This is a genomic window from Microcoleus anatoxicus (genome assembly GCF_042465725.1).
GTDB lineage: Bacteria > Cyanobacteriota > Cyanobacteriia > Cyanobacteriales > Microcoleaceae > Microcoleus > Microcoleus anatoxicus.
On record NZ_CP120853.1, the window covers coordinates 1,759,408 to 1,780,427 of the forward strand.

15 protein-coding genes and 1 pseudogene are annotated in these 21,020 nt (G+C 46.3%); 9 read left to right on the forward strand and 7 right to left on the reverse strand.

Features of this window, described 5'->3' with window-relative positions; genetic code table 11:
- Positions 1-137: 137 nt before the first annotated feature.
- The 5 genes and pseudogenes from P2A85_RS07625 to P2A85_RS07645 form a co-directional block, all read right to left on the reverse strand.
- Positions 138-2,138: an ABC transporter ATP-binding protein gene (locus tag P2A85_RS07625; protein ID WP_377478429.1), complete on the reverse strand. Its 2,001-nt coding sequence runs from the start codon at positions 2,136-2,138 to the stop codon at positions 138-140.
- Positions 2,139-2,267: 129 nt separating this feature from the next.
- Positions 2,268-2,474, reverse strand: a complete 207-nt coding sequence (locus tag P2A85_RS07630; protein WP_377478430.1) for a hypothetical protein — start codon at positions 2,472-2,474, stop codon at positions 2,268-2,270.
- A gap of 240 nt (positions 2,475-2,714) precedes the next feature.
- Positions 2,715-2,849: pseudogene (locus tag P2A85_RS07635) on the reverse strand (sugar ABC transporter permease); the annotation flags it as partial.
- Positions 2,850-3,195: 346 nt separating this feature from the next.
- On the reverse strand, positions 3,196-4,605 hold the full coding sequence (locus P2A85_RS07640) for a DUF4912 domain-containing protein (protein WP_377478431.1): 1,410 nt from the start codon (positions 4,603-4,605) through the stop codon (positions 3,196-3,198).
- Between the two features lie 156 nt (positions 4,606-4,761).
- A complete protein-coding gene (locus P2A85_RS07645) occupies positions 4,762-4,968 on the reverse strand; it encodes a hypothetical protein (protein ID WP_341736797.1) in 207 nt (68 codons plus the stop codon).
- A 405-nt stretch (positions 4,969-5,373) separates the two neighbouring features.
- Between P2A85_RS07645 and P2A85_RS07650 the strand changes: the two genes are divergently transcribed.
- Together P2A85_RS07650 and cysS are read left to right on the forward strand one after the other, a co-directional pair.
- On the forward strand, positions 5,374-5,949 hold the full coding sequence (locus P2A85_RS07650) for a Uma2 family endonuclease (protein ID WP_377478432.1): 576 nt from the start codon (positions 5,374-5,376) through the stop codon (positions 5,947-5,949).
- A gap of 253 nt (positions 5,950-6,202) precedes the next feature.
- Positions 6,203-7,807, forward strand: coding sequence for a cysteine--tRNA ligase (cysS, locus tag P2A85_RS07655; RefSeq protein WP_377478433.1), 1,605 nt, complete (start codon positions 6,203-6,205; stop codon positions 7,805-7,807).
- Positions 7,808-8,109: 302 nt separating this feature from the next.
- Here cysS and P2A85_RS07660 read toward each other — a convergent pair whose 3' ends face one another.
- A complete protein-coding gene (locus tag P2A85_RS07660; RefSeq protein WP_377478434.1) occupies positions 8,110-8,340 on the reverse strand; it encodes a DUF433 domain-containing protein in 231 nt (76 codons plus the stop codon).
- An 87-nt stretch (positions 8,341-8,427) separates the two neighbouring features.
- Positions 8,428-9,396 (reverse strand): alpha/beta fold hydrolase, encoded by a 969-nt coding sequence (locus P2A85_RS07665; protein WP_377478435.1) that lies wholly within the window; start codon positions 9,394-9,396, stop codon positions 8,428-8,430.
- Positions 9,397-9,522: 126 nt separating this feature from the next.
- Here P2A85_RS07665 and P2A85_RS07670 point away from each other — a divergent pair, with 126 nt between their 5' ends.
- The 7 genes from P2A85_RS07670 (at position 9,523) to P2A85_RS07700 (ending at position 21,016) form a co-directional block, all read left to right on the forward strand.
- Positions 9,523-10,635, forward strand: coding sequence for an AI-2E family transporter (locus tag P2A85_RS07670; RefSeq protein WP_377478436.1), 1,113 nt, complete (start codon positions 9,523-9,525; stop codon positions 10,633-10,635).
- Between the two features lie 152 nt (positions 10,636-10,787).
- Positions 10,788-10,934 carry a hypothetical protein gene (locus tag P2A85_RS07675; protein ID WP_377478437.1) on the forward strand — a complete coding sequence of 49 codons (147 nt, stop codon included), beginning with the start codon at positions 10,788-10,790 and terminating at the stop codon, positions 10,932-10,934.
- Positions 10,935-11,594: 660 nt separating this feature from the next.
- Entirely contained in the window at positions 11,595-14,096 is a 2,502-nt protein-coding gene (locus tag P2A85_RS07680; RefSeq protein ID WP_377478438.1) for an MASE1 domain-containing protein, read from the forward strand.
- Between the two features lie 77 nt (positions 14,097-14,173).
- On the forward strand, positions 14,174-17,881 hold the full coding sequence (locus tag P2A85_RS07685; protein ID WP_377478439.1) for a response regulator: 3,708 nt from the start codon (positions 14,174-14,176) through the stop codon (positions 17,879-17,881).
- On the forward strand, positions 17,874-18,248 hold the full coding sequence (locus P2A85_RS07690) for a response regulator (RefSeq protein ID WP_341736780.1): 375 nt from the start codon (positions 17,874-17,876) through the stop codon (positions 18,246-18,248). Before P2A85_RS07685 ends, P2A85_RS07690 begins: the two co-directional genes overlap by 8 nt.
- Positions 18,245-19,303: an adenylate/guanylate cyclase domain-containing protein gene (locus P2A85_RS07695; protein ID WP_341736779.1), complete on the forward strand. Its 1,059-nt coding sequence runs from the start codon at positions 18,245-18,247 to the stop codon at positions 19,301-19,303. Before P2A85_RS07690 ends, P2A85_RS07695 begins: the two co-directional genes overlap by 4 nt.
- A 231-nt stretch (positions 19,304-19,534) precedes the next feature.
- On the forward strand, positions 19,535-21,016 hold the full coding sequence (locus P2A85_RS07700) for a hypothetical protein (protein WP_377478440.1): 1,482 nt from the start codon (positions 19,535-19,537) through the stop codon (positions 21,014-21,016).
- Positions 21,017-21,020 lie beyond the last annotated feature (4 nt).

The window sequence follows — 21,020 nt, forward strand, 5'->3', positions numbered from 1 at the left end:
AAGAGCCGTGTTCCTACAATCGATCGCGGTAGGGACACTGCAAGAGCAAGACTTAAGTGGCAAATAGTTTGCTAAACTGATCTACAGCCTTGGACTCTATATCATTCCGGCGCAGCCGGAATTGATATCATTTAATCTTAGGACTTAAAAGAAGTCTTGCGCCCTAATTGTTGCTGCCGAATTCGCTCCAAATTGCCCGCCGGAATAGCAGCAATCAGTTGTCGCGTGTAAGCTTGCTGTGGCTGGCGGTAAATGCGTTCTGCCGTGCCAATTTCTTCGATTTTACCTTGGTTCATGACGATCGCCCGATCGCTCATAAACTTTACAACACTTAAATCATGAGAAATAAAAATATAAGTTAATCCAAACTCTGTCTGTAACTCCTTCAATAAATTTAAAACTTGGGCTTGTACCGAAACATCCAAGGCAGAAACCGACTCATCACAAATAATAAACTTAGGATTTAAAGCCAAAGCCCTAGCAATACAAATACGCTGGCGTTGACCCCCAGAAAACTCGTGGGGATAGCGCCCCATAAAATTAGGATTCAAACCAACTCTCTCTAATAAATAAGCGGCACGATCGCGCTGTTCCTGCTGATTTTTACCAACGCTATGAATCACCATCGGTTCCATGACCGCCGCCCCCACATTCAGCCGCGGATCGAGAGAACTAAAAGGGTCTTGAAAAATAATTTGCAAATCCCTGCGCAACCAGCGCAACTTGCGGGCATACTCTTTCTGTATCCGATAATTAGCCATCCATCGCCATTGAGAAATATTGTAAGCAGGAGGCGTAATTTCTTGACCTTCAAAAAAAACTTGACCGCTAGAAATCGGAATTAATTGTAACAAAGCTCTAGCCAAAGTAGATTTACCACAACCAGATTCGCCTACTAAACCCAAAGTTTCCCCTGGATAAACCTCAAAAGAAATATCATTCACCGCCATAAACAAGCGCTTAGTTTCCCCAAATATACCAGGCACTGGGAAACCCACTTTCAAGTTATTGACAGTCAATAAAGGAGCGCCAAGATTAGGTAGCCTTGGTGCTTTTCCCGTGGCAAAAGCGGACAATCCGCCGCTGCTATCACCATCTAAATCGATATTTTTTTCCACAATTACTAACTCACCGCTAGCGTTAGTGGTGACATCCATAAAATCCGAAACTGTGGGTAAGCGGCGCAATTGCTTTTCCAGAGTTGGGCGACAAGCTAACAGACCTTTTGTGTAAGGATGTTGGGGATTGCTAAAAATTTGTTCGATCGCATCGCATTCAACAATTTTACCTCGATACATCACGGCCACCACATCAGCAATTTCCGCAATGACGCTCAAATCGTGGGTAATAAAAATCATTGCCATGCCTCTAGAGTCCCGCAACTCCCGCAGCAAAGCCAAGATAGTTGCTTGTACGGTGACATCTAAAGCTGTTGTCGGTTCATCTGCAATTAATAAAGTGGGATTGCAAGAAATGGCCATTGCAATCATCACCCGCTGGATTTGGCCTCCCGATAGTTCGTGGGGATAGCGATCGAGCATAGCCTGTTTTTGAGCGTTGATGAGCTGCATCAAATCGCGGCCTCCCGTCATTCCCTCTGGCCCTTCTGCGGAGGAATCCGGCTGTTTCCTGGCCAAACACTGCTGCTTGAGTTCCCCATCATCGGGTAGTAGCTTCACCTCTTGCAGCAGAGAAGTGGCCTTGCGTCGTGCGACGATGGGAGATACCTGTTGGTGCAGACAAATCGCTTCCGTCAGTTGAAACCCGATGGTGTAAACGGGGTTGAGCGAACTCATCGGTTCTTGAAAAATGGTCGCAATTTGGCTGCCGCGGTATATTTGTTTTTCCTGGGAGGACATTTCCAGTAGATTCACTGGCTGTTTGTGAGTCCCGTCTGTGGTTGAAGAGAACCAAATTTCCCCCGAAATTTGAGTTGACAAATTGGGCAGTAAACCCATAATAGCCAGGGAAGTGACGGATTTTCCTGACCCCGATTCTCCCACGATTCCGAGGGTTTGGCCTCGCTTCACCTCAAAGGAAATGCCGTCAACTGCTTTGACTGTTGCAGACCTATCGCCTGCATCGGCAGAGTCAAATTCAACCCGCAGGTTGCTAACTTCTAGGACGGTTTCACTCATGGGTGTATGGCAAGAGTTCAGGGGATTTTATGTGGATTGTAGCAGAATCTTAGGTTTGGCAAATCTCGATCGCAGGTTTTGCTGTCTATTCGACAAAGAAGGAATTGAGGCGATCGCCTGAACCATGTGTCATTTATCACTTTCGGTATCGCTATCTACTTGTTCTTTCTGAGATTCCGGCGCTGGTTTTTGTTGATTTTGCGATTTTTGAGTTTTCTCTAAGGCCTCGGCGTAGGACCAAGCCATGCTTACCAAAAAAGCTTTGGCCATACGGTCTACATTGTTTAAATCCTGGTTTTCCGGCGATTCAGCTTGATCGTTGCCATCCTTCGTCATATTTTTGTCAGCTCCTGGGAAAGTTTTGCTAGGGACTTTTTGCTGCGTGCGATCGAACCAAACAACTTGTAATTTTTATTACCTTGGCTCTCTAATTATCTTTAATAGTAATACCGTAATTCATCATATCATAAACTGGTTTAGCGATCGATAAATTAGAAATAAACTTGAACTTGGCTAAGGAAGAAGGAAGAGTTGATAAGTGATGTGAGCATAATTCAAAGTTCAAAACTATCCTTTTACTGCTTTGAGTTCAGTACCGAGGTTTTGGGTGAATAAACTTAGCCAAAAATCTCGTAATATTGGGTAAGCAAATACTAGCAGCAAAATTATTAAAGCTGGTGCTAAGTAAGTCCACTTAATTAAACGTAAGATACAGGGGGCTAAAAAGCTTGCTGTATGAGCATTCTTCACATCGATCTTCTTCCTTCTACTTACTAATATCCATGTTGATGATGTCCTAGGGCGAATCGCCTAATAAAAAGGCAGATGTGTAAAGATTTTCTACGAGGTTGCTATCAACGGGTGACTTCTTCCTTGTTGCTTATACTTATTTCTAAATACAAAAAACACCGCTCCTCGAAATAGGAGAACGGTGCATAGGGGGTGTTATGGGTTGTTGTCTGGGATTAACCCTAACAAATCAGTTTTGTGCTCTGGCAAGGCCTTGTGATGGTTCAGAAATTGGCACAGAGCTTGGCGATCGCCCCATCGATCGTGGTTATTGACCCAACCACTCAACCACAGCATCTTCCTTGGTATTGGTGTTCCGTTGAGGGGTTTCGCGCTCAAATTTCATGTGGACGGCGCGGTTTTGTTCGCCATCGGCGGCTACTGCAAAAATCGGATAGTCGATCGAGCCATCTTGGAAAGACATCTGGAAGCGGAAAGTGCCATCAGCATTCAGTTTGATCTGTTGTCCGCCAATGTATACAGTCGCGTCAGGTTCCGTAGCACCATAGACGATCAGTTCCGCATCAGCAACCAACCAGAACTGACGGGGGCGCATCGGTGCGGCGAAGCCAACTCCAGACATACCAACACCGGACATGGTGAGGCCAGACATACCAGCACCGGACATGGTGAGGCCAGACATACCCACACCGGACATGGTGAGGCCAGACATACCCACACCGGACATGGTGAGAGCGGACATACCAGCACCGGACATGGTGAGAGCGGACATACCAGCACCGGACATGGTGAGAGCGGACATGGCCGGAGCAGCCCACATACCCACACCGGAGGGGAAAACGTAGGAACTCAAAGCTTGTTCGTGGATGCCCACTTGCTGAACCGAACCTGCGACGTGCTGCATCGATCCGAAGACAGAACCTGCGACGCGCAAGGATTCTGCCGATTCTGCCATACCAAAGATTTGCTGGTAAATGCCGTTACCGTTGCTGTAAGCGGCGGCTGTTGCTGCTGCCATTTTCTTGGCTGGAGGAACCAGTTCGGCGAAGGTTTTGCCGCGCAAGTCTTCTTCCCAGTCCAGGGTGATGAATTGGTCTTCGATCCAGTCACTCGGATAGACTGGCGGGACGCGGACTTGGGCCGATCGCGCTAATACCAACCAACGGCCGTCGGCGCAGCGATAGCCGATGTCGATCGCATAATCCCGATCGCTCACAGGGATTGGGACGTACCATTCGCGGGCTAGTTCGTCGCAAGGATATTCTTGGATGCTGTGCGGGCTTTGACTGTCGAGGTTAACATCTGTAACGTCGTAGATCCGCAGGGCCAATTGCTGTCCGCCTAGGCGTCGCATTTCTTGTTTGCGATCGTTGGAAATATCCCAGTAGGTATAAGCCCATTCGGGGTCTCGTGGCATCAAAACAACCCGACTTTCGCCGTACCCGTTGGGCAAATCTGCTAAACCTTCATCGACAGAGGAAAGAGAACCACCTGTCCGATCTTCTTGACCTAGTTCAAATTTTGTTGCTTCCACTGCTTCTTGCGCCTCTAATTTACGAGATGGACTGTATGAAAATTTGGTACGCTGAATTTCTTGAATTGATGCCAGAAGTTGCGATTTCCGCATCCGGCTGTAGCGGGAGACTCCACATTCGCTAGCTACTTTGCGTAGTTGCCGCAAAGTCATCTCTTCTAATGGTGGGCGTTCTTTTGCCATAAATTTTTTCTCCACTAATTTTGGATGGCGGGTTAGGTTTTCCGGTAACATACAATAAATATGTTGACTTTTTGAGGTAGAAACTCTTGATAACAGCAAATATGCTTGAGCTTCCAAACCTCTCCAACCTTTGAAGCCTTGCTTGTTTTCACTTAGTTAAGTCGCCCATATGGAGGCTATAACTTGTTGGCTTCCGCGCGCTACATCCGGTCTAGCTAAAGGTTTTCCCTCGATTTTTACTCGACAAAATCGATGAGAGTGAGTGCGATCGATGCTACTACCAATGCTATTGATCGCAGCTCGGACGCTCTTTGACTCGCAGAAATGGTTATTCACAGCATTTCTTTGGGATCGCTTTGTCATGGTTTAATAATGCAGACAATTTACGGTCTGGTCAAGGGGTTGTTCGCTTCAATCATGGGTACTTATACGCATTTTCGTGATTTTGGGGATCAATATGTCAGGAAATCCTGACATACTTTAGTTTAGGGGATCGGTCTTGAGGTAAATGTTAGGATTTGACGACATATTTGTGGTTGGGGGCGATCGGGGTATTACGGGTGGCCAGAAACCGGGTTTTTTTGATAAAACTTCGTCACAGCACCCAAAAAATAATAAAAACCCGGTTTCTTTGGTCTGAGATGATGCACAATTATTTTTTGGACGTGATTCGCAAATAGTACAAGGTTACTTTAAAAAACAGATATAACCTTGCAAGCTTTTGTGACACAATAGAATAGGTAATAGCCGATCGCGAAGGAGCCCAGTATGCTCAAAACCACCATTACCATTCCCCAAACCTTCAAAGTAACTCACGAACAGTTCCAGCAAATTGCTGCCGTCAACCGTGACTTAAGGCTAGAGAGAACTGCTACAGGAGAATTAATCATTATGGCACCCACAGGAAGCGACACAGGCTATCGAAACCAAGATATGTCTGGACAACTCTGGCTGTGGAATCGCCAAACCAAGCTGGGAGTAGTATTTGACTCTTCTAGCGGTTTTAAACTGCCCAATGGTGCCGATCGCTCCCCAGATGCCTCCTGGGTTAAATTAGAAAGATGGCAAACTCTCACACCCAAAGAACGAGAAGGCTTCGCTCCCCTCTGTCCAGACTTTGTTGTAGAATTGCGCTCTAAATCTGACAACATGGAACCATTGCGAGAAAAAATGCGCGAATACATCGCGAATGGAGCCATTTTGGGATGGTTAATCGATCGCAAAAACCAGAAAGTCGAGATATACAGACAAAATCAGGATGTGGAAATATTAGATAGTCCCAGCACCTTATCTGGGGAAGATGTATTACCGGGATTTGTCTTAGATTTAACAGATGTTTGGTAGTAACACTAAATCCAGATTTGATAATTATCTCTCAGTCGGCGGAGGCCGACTTTGCTTGTATAGCTGCGGTTTCAACCGCCGAGTATTTCTAAACTAAATCCAGATTTGATAATTATCTCGCTTGTCTGCGGAGGCAGACTTCGTTTATGTAGACGCGGTTTCAACCGCCGAGGATTTCGCAACAACATCAAAAGATTCACCAACCGCAATATAATAAATTACAGCAGTACATCAATCTCAAATATCAAATCCCATGCCCCTAACGCTTTACAACAGCTTGACTCGTCGCGAATCACCTTTTGAACCCCTCGAACCACAAAAGGTGCGGATGTACTGCTGCGGCGTTACGGTGTACGATTACTGCCATGTCGGCCACGCCCGCGCTTACATCGTGTGGGACATGGTGCGCCGATACTTGATGTGGCGCGGATACGAAGTTAGCTACGTCCAGAATTTTACCGATATTGATGACAAAATTCTCAACCGCGCCCGTGAAACAAATTCCACAATGGAAGCCGTAGCCCAACGCTTCATCGATGAATACTTCACAGACATGGACCAACTGAATATTCTCAGGGCCGATGAATATCCCCGCGCCACCCACACAATGGATGGCATTAAACGACTGATTCACGAATTAGAAAATAAAGGTTATGCCTATGCGTCTGGCGGCGATGTTTACTACAATGTGAGGCAGTTTGCCGATTACGGAAAACTTTCCGGCCGCAAGTTGGAAGAAATGCAGGCTGGGGCTAGCGGTAGATTGGAAACAGAAGAAATAGAAGCTCAAAAAAAGCAAAACTCGTCTGATTTTGCCCTGTGGAAAAGTGCTAAACCAGGGGAACCTGCTTGGGATTCTTCTTGGGGAAAAGGCCGCCCCGGATGGCACATTGAATGTTCGGCCATGGTGCGCGATTGCTTGGGCGAAACTATTGATATTCACTGCGGCGGTTCCGATTTAATTTTTCCGCACCACGAGAACGAAATTGCTCAATCAGAAGCGGTGACGGGGAAGTCGCTTGCTAATTATTGGATGCACAATGCTTTTGTGACTGTCAATGGCAAAAAGATGTCGAAATCTTTGCACAATTTTATTACAATTCGCGATTTGTTGGAGGGGAATTGGTCTGGTGATTTGGAGTCTGATTCCCCCTCAGAGGGCGGGCACGGGGGCACCGCCCCTACAAAGGGGGGGAGTAACAGTCAATCTGACCCCCCCCAGCCCCCCCTTGGTAAGGGGGGGAGTAACAGTCAGGGAAAGCCCGTTGAGCCGATGGCGGTGAGGCTGTTTGTGTTGATGGCGCAGTACCGCAGTCAAATTGATTTTACCGAAGAGGCGATCGCCAATGCTCAAAATGGCTGGAAAACTCTGAAGGAAGGCTTAGTTTTTGGTACTCAACACGGTTCTACACTGGGTTGGGATGCTGAGAAAAATTATGATTTGACGGCACAAGATAGCACATTTGTGCAGCAATTTCAAGCAGCTATGGATGATGATTTTAATACGCCCGCTGCTTTGACTGTGCTGTTTGAATTGGCTAAGGAATTGGGTAAGGAAGGTAATGTTTTGGTACATCAAGGGAAAACCGAAACACCTGCGGAATTGTTGCAGCCAAAATGGCTAACTTTGGTGAATTTGGCGGGTGTTTTGGGTTTGGAATTTTCGCCGGAAGCTGAGACTAAAATCTCGGTTGGTGGTTTGACGGATGCAGAGATTGAGGCCATGATTCAGCAGCGGAAAGATGCCCGGAAAGCGAAGGATTTTGCTGAGGGCGATCGCCTTCGTGATGAACTTAAGGATCGAGGAATTACTTTAATCGATCAAAAGGATGGTACAACAATCTGGCATCGAGGTTGAAACTCAATCTTAGTCTGCGGAGGCAGACTTTCTTCTTCTATAAGCGGTTTTAACCGCCGAATTCTTAACTGATTGTACAAACTTAAAGCCACCAGTTTCTTACTGAACATGACTAGATTCAGGGAAAATATCAGCAAGTAGAGTTATACCAAATCCGTTAGCATCGGAATTATTAAACTCTCTCTTCTCTTCCTTCGCGTCCTTCGCGCCTTCGTGGTTAAATCATTCCGATACAACCGGAATTGATATTACGAGTTTCCGGCTTAAGTTTTGGTCAAATAGAAGTTTCATAAACAGCAGTTTCAGACGCCACCTACCACAGCAATCAGACAACGTTCTCTGTCAGCAGCAAATTCTAAACACGCTCGAATGTCGAGCTCCGTCAACTCTGGAAAGTCGTCCAGAATCTCTGCATGAGACATTCCCGCAGCCAGCCAACCCAACACATCATACACGCTAATTCGCATTCGCCTGATGCAAGGCTTTCCACCGCGTTTACCTGGTTCAATCGTAATGATGTTCCGATAACTCATAACAAAACCGAGTTGAGTACACTTTTCTTTAATTGTATCCTAAGTTCATAGTCTGCGGAGGCAGACTTTGTTCGTGTAGACGCGGTTTCAACCGCCGAATTCTATTTTATTTAACTTATTCACAAACTTCGCCACAGCACCCACAAATTCTGCGGTAGACTCATAAGGTAAAACATTGCGCCCCGGCATTAATAAACCTTCCGCATTGGGAAAATTAGCTAAATATTGCGCTAATCTTTCCTCTGGTTTTTCTTCCTTACCAGCTTGACTAATACTGGAAGCTTGTTCTCCCATGATGACGAGTGTAGACCGATCGCACTTTTGGATAGTGCTACTATAATCCTGCCGCCAAAAACCCGCTAAAAACGAAAAAACCGCATGACGGCTGTCAGGATTAGCCGCCCCAGCCTGCAAAGCATCCAACCATTCGCTGTCAACTTTTGCCGCATCCCCAAACAGTTGTTTAATGGAAAAAGAGCGCAGAAAATCAGCGCGTCTGGCGTAGCGGTAAAATGCGTTTCCCAAAGGAGAATTTAACAAATTCCAGACAATTCTTTGCTGCTGTGCGGTAGAATGTTTGTTCATTACTCCCCAAGCCGGAGGTCCAGCCAGCACTAGCCCCTGCATTAAATTCAAACTGCTTTCCTGCTCAATTTTTGCTAAAGCTAAGGCTACTGATAATAGAGCACCTTGCACCAGGACGATCGCAGGTTTTTTTACTACAGTCTCCAAGAAAAACTGCAACTGTGCCGCCCAATCGTCCGGATAGCAAGCCACAGCGGGCATTTCGCAATCACCGCAGCCCAAAAGATCGGGATTGTAAATCGGATTGCTATAGCCAGCTTCGTTCCAGCTTTCGCAAAATCTCTGCCAAAAGACCCTTGACAAACCAACTCCTATAGGATGAATTAATAACAAAGGAATGCTATCTTCAGTTGCAGTAGTTGGGCGGTAAACTTCATAAGCACAGCGATAACTTTGCCATTCATAAAACAGCGTTGGTGATTTTATTGACAAAATGGCTGACACATCTTGAGTGGAAGATTGCGGTTGCATATTATTTTTTTGTGCATAACTTACTTTTTATTATAATATAAGTAGGAGCGGGTTTCACCCTAAATATTTTGGGTAAAGGAAGAGATAGATAAACCCGCCCTCTTAGACTACATTTATTATTTAATTATGTCAGAACAGCGGATAACTATTTCTATACCTAACTTGCTGCTCATCATAGCATCTTCCTTGCTGTTAGTGCTGCTGTGGCAATTGCGGAGCCTGTTAGTAATTATCATGATCTCCGTCGTGCTCGCCGCTTCCATCGTACCCATAGTCAATTGGGCCGAAACCATGCGCGTTCCCCGCTGGCTGGCGGTAATTATGGTTTATTTAGCTCTCATCGGCGGGTTTAGTGGAACAGTAGTATTAATTGGCCCGACGCTGATCGAACAAATAGAATTACTGTTGCGACAATTACCAGTTTATGCCGAAAGTCTAGAAACCGTCGCCACCAGCTTAGCCAGTCGCTTGACTGACGATGCACCAAGCTTGGTGGGACAATTGTTGGACACTCAATCCTTGACTAATTGGCTGATTCGATCGAGTCAACAACTGGTTTTGCGATCCTATAGTTTAACCAGAGGCATTCTGGGCGGTTTCTTCAGTTTAGTTTTAGCCTTATTTATTTCAGGTTACATGGTTGCCGACAGCGAAACCTTAATTAACAGTTTAGTGCAGTTTTTCCCCAAGCCTTGGGATGAAAGATTAGCAGCCCAAGCTACACCGATTGGTCAAAGAATGGGAAGTTACATTCGCGGCCGTTTTTTAGTTTCCGGGATTTTAGGCCTATTCATTACCACAGGTTTGAGCATTTTGGGAATGCCGGAATTTTCTTTAGGCTTAGGTGCGATCGCAGGCGTGACCAACCTAATTCCCTTCATCGGTCCGGTATTGGGAGCAGTGCCAGCATTAATCGTAGCATTAGCTAAAGGTGGTTGGGTGCTTTTATGGGTATTGCTATTATTTGCGATCGTCCAAAACTTAGAAACTTACGTCCTCGATCCTTTATTGGTCGGTTCCTCCGTAGGAGTTCATCCTTTGTATCAATTACTATCGGTTTTAGGAGGGGTTCAAGTATTGGGAATTATCGGGGCGGTGATTGTGCCACCTTGGTTTGCAGGAGTTGCTGCTTTGATTGAAAACTTGTATTTAAAACCCAAGCTGAGGGGCGAACATAGGTCAGCATTAACTCAGGCTAAAAACAATTCTGATTTACCGCCTGTGACTCCTTCGATGTGAAAGTATAGCAATCCTTGCAGGAGTCGTAAATTTTTTACCCCACCCCAACCCTCCCCTTAGTAAGAGGAGGGAGTAAGAAGTTCACAAATGATTTAGGATTGCTATATATTTGCTTGGAAAACATTAAACCCAGAATTACTGCTGTGCAACGAATGAGTCCAATTCCTTGCTATCGGATGTGGCCGCAACATAAACTAGAAGCAGGAGCCTTCACAATTTTGTTTCAAAATACCACAGCAGGACAAGCCAATTCACTACCAGCCGAGTTTTTAGCTTCAGCTCGTTTTACTAACATCTAGCTAGGCCTGAATCTGCGGTTAATAAGTCCTTCTACCAATGAATGCCGATACCACGCATCAAACGGGCCACAGCCTTCCTTGGGAGTGAAAACTTATTTTTAATCAAGAGCTCGCCAGAACTTGAAAAAGCAGGGTTAGAATTTGGACAATACACTCTTGCTGAAGGATGCCAAACCGCCTGGGCTTTGGGAATAAGTCAGCGCAGCCAAAAAAATAGACTACCCAGATACCTGACAAATTCTGCGAACTCGAGTATCAGAAGTGCGATCGGATTATAGGTTCGATTCGAGACTTGAGATTGGAGAATCAGTCCCACCGATCGATCCAACGCTCCTTTATAAACCAACTAATGCCCATTCTTCCCAAGTCATAAATCTTTAACAAAAACCCAAAATTTGCCCACCGAACCATCGACCATTAGGGATATATTGGCGAAAAATGCCTTTTGGCGACAAATCAAAATTTTACGTGTAAATTTGATCGAGTCCGAAAAAAAACAGCCTTCAACATCTCAACAAAAAGTGAGTTTAAACCCTTCTTCTCCTAGCAACCATCTATGCCCTACCATCACTTAATAGCAAGCTTTTCCATACCCGCTCCCTGTCTCGTAGCACTGACTCATACCCCCCCAACGACTCTCCACCTGTTCCCCCAACGACAATGCAGAAAAAGTTCCTTCACACAATCAAAGGACATTCCTGGCGGTACTTCCTCTCAGTAGGGGCGATCGCTCTGATCTACTTTTGGGCGTCCCAATTCGCCATTTCCATGCTCACACTGAGTTCAGAAGTATCCCCCATGTGGCCAGCAGCAGGAATTGCCCAAGTTGCACTCCTGCTATTCGGGCGTCAACTGTGGCCAGGCGTCGCCATCGGTGGCTTCCTGTTCAGCATGAGCGACCCCTCAGCTAACATCGCCAGCGCCTTTATCTCCGCCAGCGGCCGAGCTCTGCAAGCATGGACAGGAACTTACCTGCTGCAACGGCTTAACTTCAGCGCCGGACTCGATCGACTCAAAGACATCTTAGGAATAGTCGGACTAGCAGCCTTCGGCTCTACCCTGATCAACTCCACCATCGGCAGCCTCGTCCAATGTCTCACAGGCTTATCTAGCTGGAGCAATTTTGGCAGAATTTGGGCTACTTGGTGGGTGGGAGACGCTATGGGAATTTTGCTCATCGCCCCCCTGATCCTGACTTGGCGTGAATTACCCTCCATCAAAGCCGATCGCCAGCAGATTGTCGAACGCGCTATTTGGCTGCTGCTACTGCTAGCCGTGGGCTGGCTAGTCTTCTGCTCCCGCACCCGTGCCGCCTACGCCCGCTATCCCCTAGAATACCTGCCCTTTCCCCTAGTAGTTTGGGCAGCCTTTCGATTTGGTCAGCGCTACACCGCCCTCTCCAACGTCATCCTGTGTGGCTTCGCCATTTGGGGCATAGCCAGAGGTAGCGGCCCTTTTCTCAAACACGCTAGCAGCATCCCCCAAGCACTTTTATCCCTGCAAGCATTCATTGCTGTCATCGCCGTTACAGGCTTAGTCTTAGCGGCCACCGTAGCCGAACGTCGCCTCGCAGAAACCTTCCTGCGAGCTAGCGAAGCCAGCCTCGCCAATGCCCAGCGCATCGCCCAGTTGGGCAACTGGGACCTAGACCGCATTACCAAACAACTGCGCTGGTCTGATGAAATTTACCGCATTCTGGGACAACCGCCGAGAAGCTTTGAACCCAGTCTCGAAGCTTTCTTGGAATATGTACATCCAGACGATCGACAATTAGTCAAGACATCCATTGAAGCTGCTTTATTTCAAAAACAACCCTATAGCATCGACTACCGACTATTACTCCCCGACGGCTGCCAGCGTACCGTCTGCGAACAAGCCGCCGTCAACTCTACCTATATCAGCAGCACTGTCCAAGACATCACAGACCGCAAGCGAGCCGAAGCAGCCCTCCGCTCCTCCGAAGAGCGATTTTCCAAAGCTTTTCACGCATCACCAGTCGGCATCAGCATCTGCACCCTCACAGACGGCTGTTTTCTAGATGCCAATGAAAGCTTTTTGCGCCAGCTAGGCTGGGAACGTAGCGAATTCCTCGGCCACAATGCTGACGAGTTGAAAATGTGGGTCAACCCTGAAGACGGACCGCGACTGGCCAAGACTTTGCAATCGCAAAATTCCATCAGCAATGAAGAAGTATTAATTCGCACTAAAACAGGCGAAGAAAGGGACTGGCTGCTGTCGGTGGAACTGATTTACCTTGGCAGCACCCAGTGCGTTTTAATCATGACTAGCGACATCACCGAACGCAAACGAGCCGAAGAATTCCGCCGGGACAAAGAAGCAGCCGAAGCGGCCAATCGCTCCAAAAGTGAATTTCTCGCCAACATGAGCCACGAACTGAGAACCCCGCTGAATGCGATTATTGGCTACAGCGAACTTCTGCAAGAAGATGCCCAAGACCTAGGTGCCGAAGAGTTTGTCGATGACCTCAAGAGAATTAGCACGGCAGGTCAACACTTGCTAGCAATTATTAAAGATATTCTTGACTTTTCTAAGATTGAAGCTGGTCGCATGAAACTAGACCTGGAAAATTTCAGTATCTTAAGTTTGGTTGAGGATGTGGCTGCTATGATTGCCCTGATGGCAGACAAAAATTCTAATATTTTAGACATACAATGTGATGACGATATTGGCGATATGTATAGTGATTTGACTAAACTCCGCGAGTGCTTGCTGAATCTTCTGAGCAATGCCTCTAAATTTACTTTCTCTGGGGTGGTGACTTTCGCCGTTACTCGCCAACAAGTCCCAACTACCGAGGAGTCTACAGTATTAGAGCCTGTTGATGGAGGACAAGAAAATAATTCACCTGCGATGTCTCCCCAGTCTATATTTCAAGACTGGATCGTTTTCACTGTCAAAGATACTGGCATCGGTATGACTCACGAGCAATTAGCCAGAGTGTTCGAGCCATTTACCCAAGGCGATTCTTCCAGCACCAAAAAGTATGGTGGAACAGGTTTGGGACTGACAATTACCAAAAAATACTGCAAAATGATGGGCGGAGATGTTACAGCTATCAGCGAGTTGAATCAAGGCTCTATTTTTACAATTAGGCTTCCAGCCAAGTTCAGCGAAACTTCGACAATCGATTTTAAATGTTAGATTTGATTTGAAAATTTAGAGTAATTGACACTCGACTACCTATACTTAAGAAAGTTGCTTACAAAGCACGATAAATTATGCATCCTCACCTCCTGCGCCAACTCGCACAACTTAATTTAACCGACCGTTCTACCCCTCCAACTGCCGAGCAGTGGGAGCGATTTTTAGAAGAGATCGGTCAAAGCTATCACAGCAATGACCAGCGGGTGTTGGTGAAACCAGCTTCAGAAAATTCGGATCGAGAAGGGGAAGAGTCTGTTCCAGACGCTCCCAAGGTTTCAGAAATCGATCGACTGCGGGCCACTTTCAACAACTTAGGTGCCGGACTTTTGATCCTGGATGCTGAGGGAATTGTGATTGGTGTCAATCCAGAAGCTGAACGCCTGTTGGGATGGCGAGAGTCGGAACTCGCAGGGGTGGCGCAGGGGTGGCGCATCGCCTCCAAACAGAGGAAAGGCAAAAAATCAAAGGTTTTAAGTTCCAATCCAGAGGAAGCAAACAAGAGCGAACAGTCACCGATCGCCACTAAACTATCTTTACCAGAGGCGATCGCCTCTGGTCAACCTTACAGTAATTCAGAGGACGAATTTCTCTGCCGCGATGGGAAAATTTTACCCGTTTCCTATTTTTTCAATCCCGCCGATGGTGGCGCTAACATCTCCGTCTTAGTATTTTTTGACATCGGCGCACAAAAGCGAGTTGCTAGAGAAAAAGAGCGATCGCTCTCTATGCTACAATCAGTTTTAGAATCCACGGATGCGGGTATTATTGCTGTTGACAATAATGGTAACGTGTGTAACTACAATCAAAAATTTCTCGAAATGTGGGGTTTGTCGGAAGCACAGCAATTAAGTCGATCGACTGTCGGCACTCTGCAAAAACCCACTAAAACCAGCTTTCCCTTTGCCCTGCGCCAATTAAAATACCCCCAAGGATTTCTCAAAAATGTGATGAAAGTGTCGGCTCATCCAGATACTCAAATAGACGACTTATTAGAATTTAAAGATGGGAAAATTCTAGAATTACATTCCCTGCCCTCAAAAGTCGGCTCAAAAATAATAGGCAGAGTCTGGAGTTTTCGAGATGTTACCGAACGTAAAAGAGTAGAAAAAGCTTTGCAAGAGCGAGTTGAGTTCGATCAATTAATTACCAGTTTATCCACACATTTTATCAGCAAGTCAGTATCAGAAATAGAGCGAGGTATAGTTCAAGCCCTAGAAGCGATCGCCATAAAAACCAGCTTCGATCGCAGTTACATCTACCTGTTATCCCCAGACAAAAATAAATTTAAAAACAGCTACGAATGGTGTCAAGAAGGGAGACAGTACCTGAAAGAAAAAAGACCAGAAATATCAGTTGAACAAATCCCTTGGCTAGCCGAAAACATAGCTAATTTTGAAAGCATATACATTCCAGAAATCAACGAAATAGAGGAAATAAAAATATTAGAAGTAGCATATTTTGACGAAAATGAAGCAGCGGAATTAAGCCAAAACTACCAATTTAAAAATCCCAATAATAACTCCCTGAAATCCTTGGCATCCCTGGGAGAATCCCTGCCAAATTTCCCAATTAAAGAAGCGATTAAAAGCCTGCGATCGTTGATAATTATCCCCCTAGTTTGCAGTAAAGAATTAATCGGATTTATCGGATTCGATAGCCAAAAGGAAACAACAAGTCGATCGCCAGAAATATGCACCCAGCTCAAAATAGTAGGAGAAATGCTAGCCAATGCCCTAGAGCGCCAGCGAGCAGAATCAGCCCTGAGACAAGCCGAAACAAAATACCGCAGCATCTTTGAAAACGCAGTGGAAGGCATATTCCAAATCACCCCTGACGGGCGTTACATTAGTGCCAACACAGCACTAGCCCGCATCTACGGTTACGACTCCTGCACCCAAATGCAAAACGAACTGGCAGATGTCAACAGCCAATTTTACAGCGCCCCCCACCGACGGGCAGACTTGATTGCAGTCCTGAGCGATGTCGGTGAAATATCCAAATTTGAATCGCAAGTATACCGCCGAGACGGTACCCAAATCTGGATTGCCGAAAACGCCCGCAGCATCTGCGACGACAACGGCAACGTTCTATACTACGAAGGTACTGTAGAAGACATCACCGATCGCAAACAGGCAGAATCAGCCCTCCACCAGGCTCTAGAAGCAGCAGAATCAGCAAACCGTGCCAAAAGTACATTTCTGGCCAACATGAGCCACGAACTCCGTACACCCCTCAACGCGATCATCGGCTACAGCGAAATGCTTCAAGAAGAAGCCGAAGACTCTGGGAACGAGGCATCAGTCCCGGATCTAGAAAAAATCCGCACCGCCGGCAAACACCTGCTATCCCTGATCGACGACATCTTAGATATCTCTAAAATTGAAGCCGGGAGAATGGAACTGTACCTAGAAACCTTTGACATCCCATCCCTCATACAGAGTGCGGTGGCTACCGCACTCCCACTGATCGAAAAAAACGGCAACATCCTAGAAATTTACTGCCCTGACAATCTCGACACCATGCACGCAGACATGACAAAAGTGCGACAGGTACTACTGAACCTGCTGAGTAACGCCGCTAAATTTACCCAAAATGGAAAGATTGCGATCGGAGTCGAAAAAATTAAAAATGAAGAGTTAAGAATCAAAAATCAAGAGGAATCTGGTCAAATTTTAATTTCCAATTCGGAATTTTTAAGTTTCCGTGTCGCCGACACCGGAATCGGCATGAATCCAGAACAATTGCAGCGAGTTTTCCTACCTTTCACCCAAGCTGATGCTTCAACAACCCGTAAGTACGGGGGCACAGGTTTAGGATTGGCTATCAGCCAGCGCTTCTGTCAGATGATGGGTGGCACCATAGAAGCCAACAGCAAATTGGGTATCGGCAGCGCTTTCACCGTCATCCTACCAAGCCAAATCAAACTGCCGGAAATACCAGAAACTAAAGTCCGCGACAGCAGCAGCCCCCTGGGTTCCAATACTATAGGGACTATTCTTGTAGTTGACGATGACCCGATTTCGCGGGATTTGATCCAACGCGCTCTGACTCGCCAAGGACTACACATAGAACTCGCCACCAACGGGGAACAAGCCTTAGCCCTCGCCAAGCAACTGCACCCGGATGCCATTACTCTCGACGTGATGATGCCGGGAATGGACGGCTGGGCAGTGCTCTCAGCCCTGAAGGCAGATTCAGACCTTGCAGAAATTCCCGTAATCCTGCTATCCTTTGTTGGCAACAAAAGCCTCGGCTTTGCATTGGGTGCATCGGACTATCTCACTAAGCCAGTGGACGGCAAACGGCTGGCTACTTTGTTGAGGAAGTACCGACGCCACCAAGACAACCGGGCAAATAACAATTTGAGCTGTCAGATCCTGATTGTGGAAGATGATGTTGCCACCCGCAGAATACTGCGACGCATACTAGAAAAACAGGGCTGGGCAGTAACGGAAGCCGATAGTGGGCGCGCTGCTCTCGATCGCCTAGACGTTTCCCGACCCAACCTAATCCTACTGGATTTGATGTTGCCGGAAATGGATGGTTTTGAGTTGATTAGCGAAGTTCGCAAATTGAACTCTGGAGATCCAATACCGATTATTGTGATCACGGGTAAAGATTTGACACCAGCCGAAAGTCAACAGCTAAATGGTTGTGTCGATCGCGTGCTATTTAAGGGAGTCTACAGTTGCGATACTTTGCTGCGCGACGTTCGTTCTATAGTAAATGACAGATTCGATCGCAGGTACGGCTCGAAAGACAAGGAGGGAACCAATGGCTAAAATCCTGTTGGTCGAAGATAACGAAATGAACAGAGATATGCTATCAAGACGCCTAGCTCGCAAGGGACACGAGGTGTTTATTGCAGTGGACGGTGCCGAGGGAGTGTCCATGGCGATCGCCAAAGTACCGGATTTGATTCTGATGGATATGAGTCTGCCAGTGCTCGATGGATGGCAAGCAACCAGGCAAATTAAGGCGGCTCCAGAAACTAGCAGGATTCCGGTGATTGCTCTGACGGCTCATGCTATGGCAGGCGATCGAGAAAAGTGTTTAGACGCTGGCTGCGACGACTACGACACCAAACCGGTGGAATTTCCCCGACTTTTGGGTAAGATTGAACTGCTTCTGAAAGAGGCTATGACATGAAAGGTGATGAGAGCAGAGTTCTAGTTGTTGACGACAATGAAGTAAACCGCGATTTACTGGCCCGCCGACTTCAGCGTCAAGGCCACGCGGTGACAGTTGCTGAAGATGGTGTCCAAGCTCTAGAATTGATGCGCTCTGCGCCTTTTGATTTGGTTCTGCTTGACATTATGATGCCCCAAATGAACGGGTATCAAGTCCTGGAAAACCTGAAGGCGGATGAAAGATTGCGCTACATCCCAGTGATTATGATTTCGGCGGTGGACGATATTGACAGTATCGTCCGTTGTATCGAGTTGGGGGCGGAAGATTATCTTTCTAAACCCTTTAATCCGGTACTATTGAAGGCTAGGATTAGTGCTTGTCTGGAAAAAAAACGGCTGCGCGATCATGAGCAAGCTTATTTACAGGAGTTAGCCGAGGAACAGGGGAAGTCCGAGCGTTTGCTGCTGAATATCTTACCCCAGGCGATCGCCGAACGCCTCAAACAGGGAGAAATTACGATCGCCGACAGTTTCTCTGACGTGACTGTGATGTTTGCGGATTTGGTTGGTTTTACTAAGCTTTCGACTCACTTATCCCCCGCGGAGTTGGTGGAATTGCTCAACCAGATTTTCTCGAAATTTGATGAGTTGGCCGATCGCTACGGACTTGAGAAAATTAAGACCATCGGCGATGCTTATATGGTAGTTGGTGGTTTGCCCACACCCAGTGACAATCATGCTGAGGCGATCGCCTCTATGGCGATCGACATTCTAGCAGCCATTAGCAAAATGCGAACCAAAGGCGATCGACCACTCAGCATCCGCATCGGTATCAATACTGGCCCAGTGGAAGCTGGGGTAATTGGTACTAAAAAGTTTACCTATGATTTATGGGGAGATACAGTAAATATAGCTTCTAGGATGGAATCTCAAGGTGTACCCGGAGGGATTCAGGTGACAGTTGCTACCTACGAACGGCTACGGGATAAGTACATTTTCCAGAATCAAGGCGTGCTTCATGTGAAGGGCAAAGGAGATATGATTACTTATCTGCTGTTGGGTCCAAAGGGTTAACAGCAGTTGACATTTTACCTAAATTTACCTAGGTTTTAGTTACTAAATTCTCGGTAAATTGACGAACAGACTAATTAGCGTTGATGATTTCGATCAAAAGAGAAGGTGTAACCTTTGAAAAAGACCTCGCCAGCGACGTTTCGGAAATAAAAGAAACTCATTGAAAAACTTGCAAATCCTGCGCGAAGCGATTAATATACTAGGATGCAACCACATTGAGAGGTCGAATCAATGGCTACCTTAACTTATTGTAAAGGCTTGCCCACGCCAGCAGATGAACTCAACGAACTTGGATTTACAGATTTCGAGATGTTCTTAGAAGCTTACGCCCCAATTTTCAGGGCTGCAAGTATTGAAACAGTCAACCACTTACTTTTAAGTACACAATTCAAGAAGTCCGACTGGAACACACACTTACAGCAAACCTACGGCATCAATAAGCGCCATGCAAATGGCGTAATCAGTGCAGCCTCATGTCGTGTAGACGGGGCTAAAGAACACAAAATTTTACACACAAAGACTCTTGAAGTCAAGATTAAATCCATTAGTGCATGGCTCAAGAAAGCCGAACGTAAGTTGGCATTAGCCCGTAAATTTTATGCCAAGAAAAAATGGCATAATTCAAAGACAGGTTGTAATTTTCCCATAGCTTGCTCGCTCCAATACAAATCTACCAATTGGCAGAGTTTACGCTTTCAAATACACAATAAAAAGCGTAGACTGACCCTGTTAACGAATAGGATCGAACACTTAAGAGTCAAGCCAATCAAAGTCGTCGTCCCTCACGGTGATATTTTTGTCGTCGGCTCTAAAGACGAGTCTTTTGGCAATCAAGTCTCCCAGTGGAATGGGAGCGAAATAACTTTTAGAGTCCCCAAATGCTTAGAGTCACGATTCGGGAAAGCTGTATCTTCCGAGGTTGGTGATTTCAATCGCAACATAAATAGACTACCAGAATGCGGGGCTAAGACCTGGCACTTCTACCGTAAAAACGGAAAGTGGGTGATTGCCGTGCAATTTACTCCCAAGCCTGTGAATCAAGTTTCTAGAAATAGGATGTACGGTTGCATTGGTATCGATATGAATCCTGGTTCTATTGGGTGGGCGTATGTTGATACTGAAGGAAATCTCAAAGCCAAAGGGCAGATTCCCTTGCAGATGGGCTTACCAAATGGCAAACAGCAGGCTCAGATTGTTAATGCCTGCCTGCAACTAGCAGTAAGAGCCACGGAATTGGAATGTCCCGTAGTTTGCGAAGAACTAGATTTCTCAACAAAAAAGCAATCTCTAGGGGAGGAAAGTAGAAAGTATGCGCGGATGTTATCGGGCTGGGCATATAGTGAGTTCTACAAACAACTCAGTTCTATTTTGTCGAATCGCGGAATTGAGCTAATTGCAGTCAACCCAGCTTACTCAAGCATTATCGGCTTGGTGAAATACTTAAAAATGTATGGCTTAGCCAGCGACGAATCGGCTGCACTGGTGATTGCTCGCAGGGCCATGAATAAGAGTGAAAAAATACCTCGCTCCTTAACCGCCTATTCCGAGATGAACCCGGAAAAGCACGTTTGGAGCGAGTGGAACCAACTGAATAAAAAGATCAAACGTTCGGCTGTAATATCACGTCGCTGTGATTATTATAGCGTTTCTAACTGGAGTTTCTTGGTCAACCTCGACACCGAGGAAGCGCAAGCACTAAGAAAGAACGTTTAAAGCT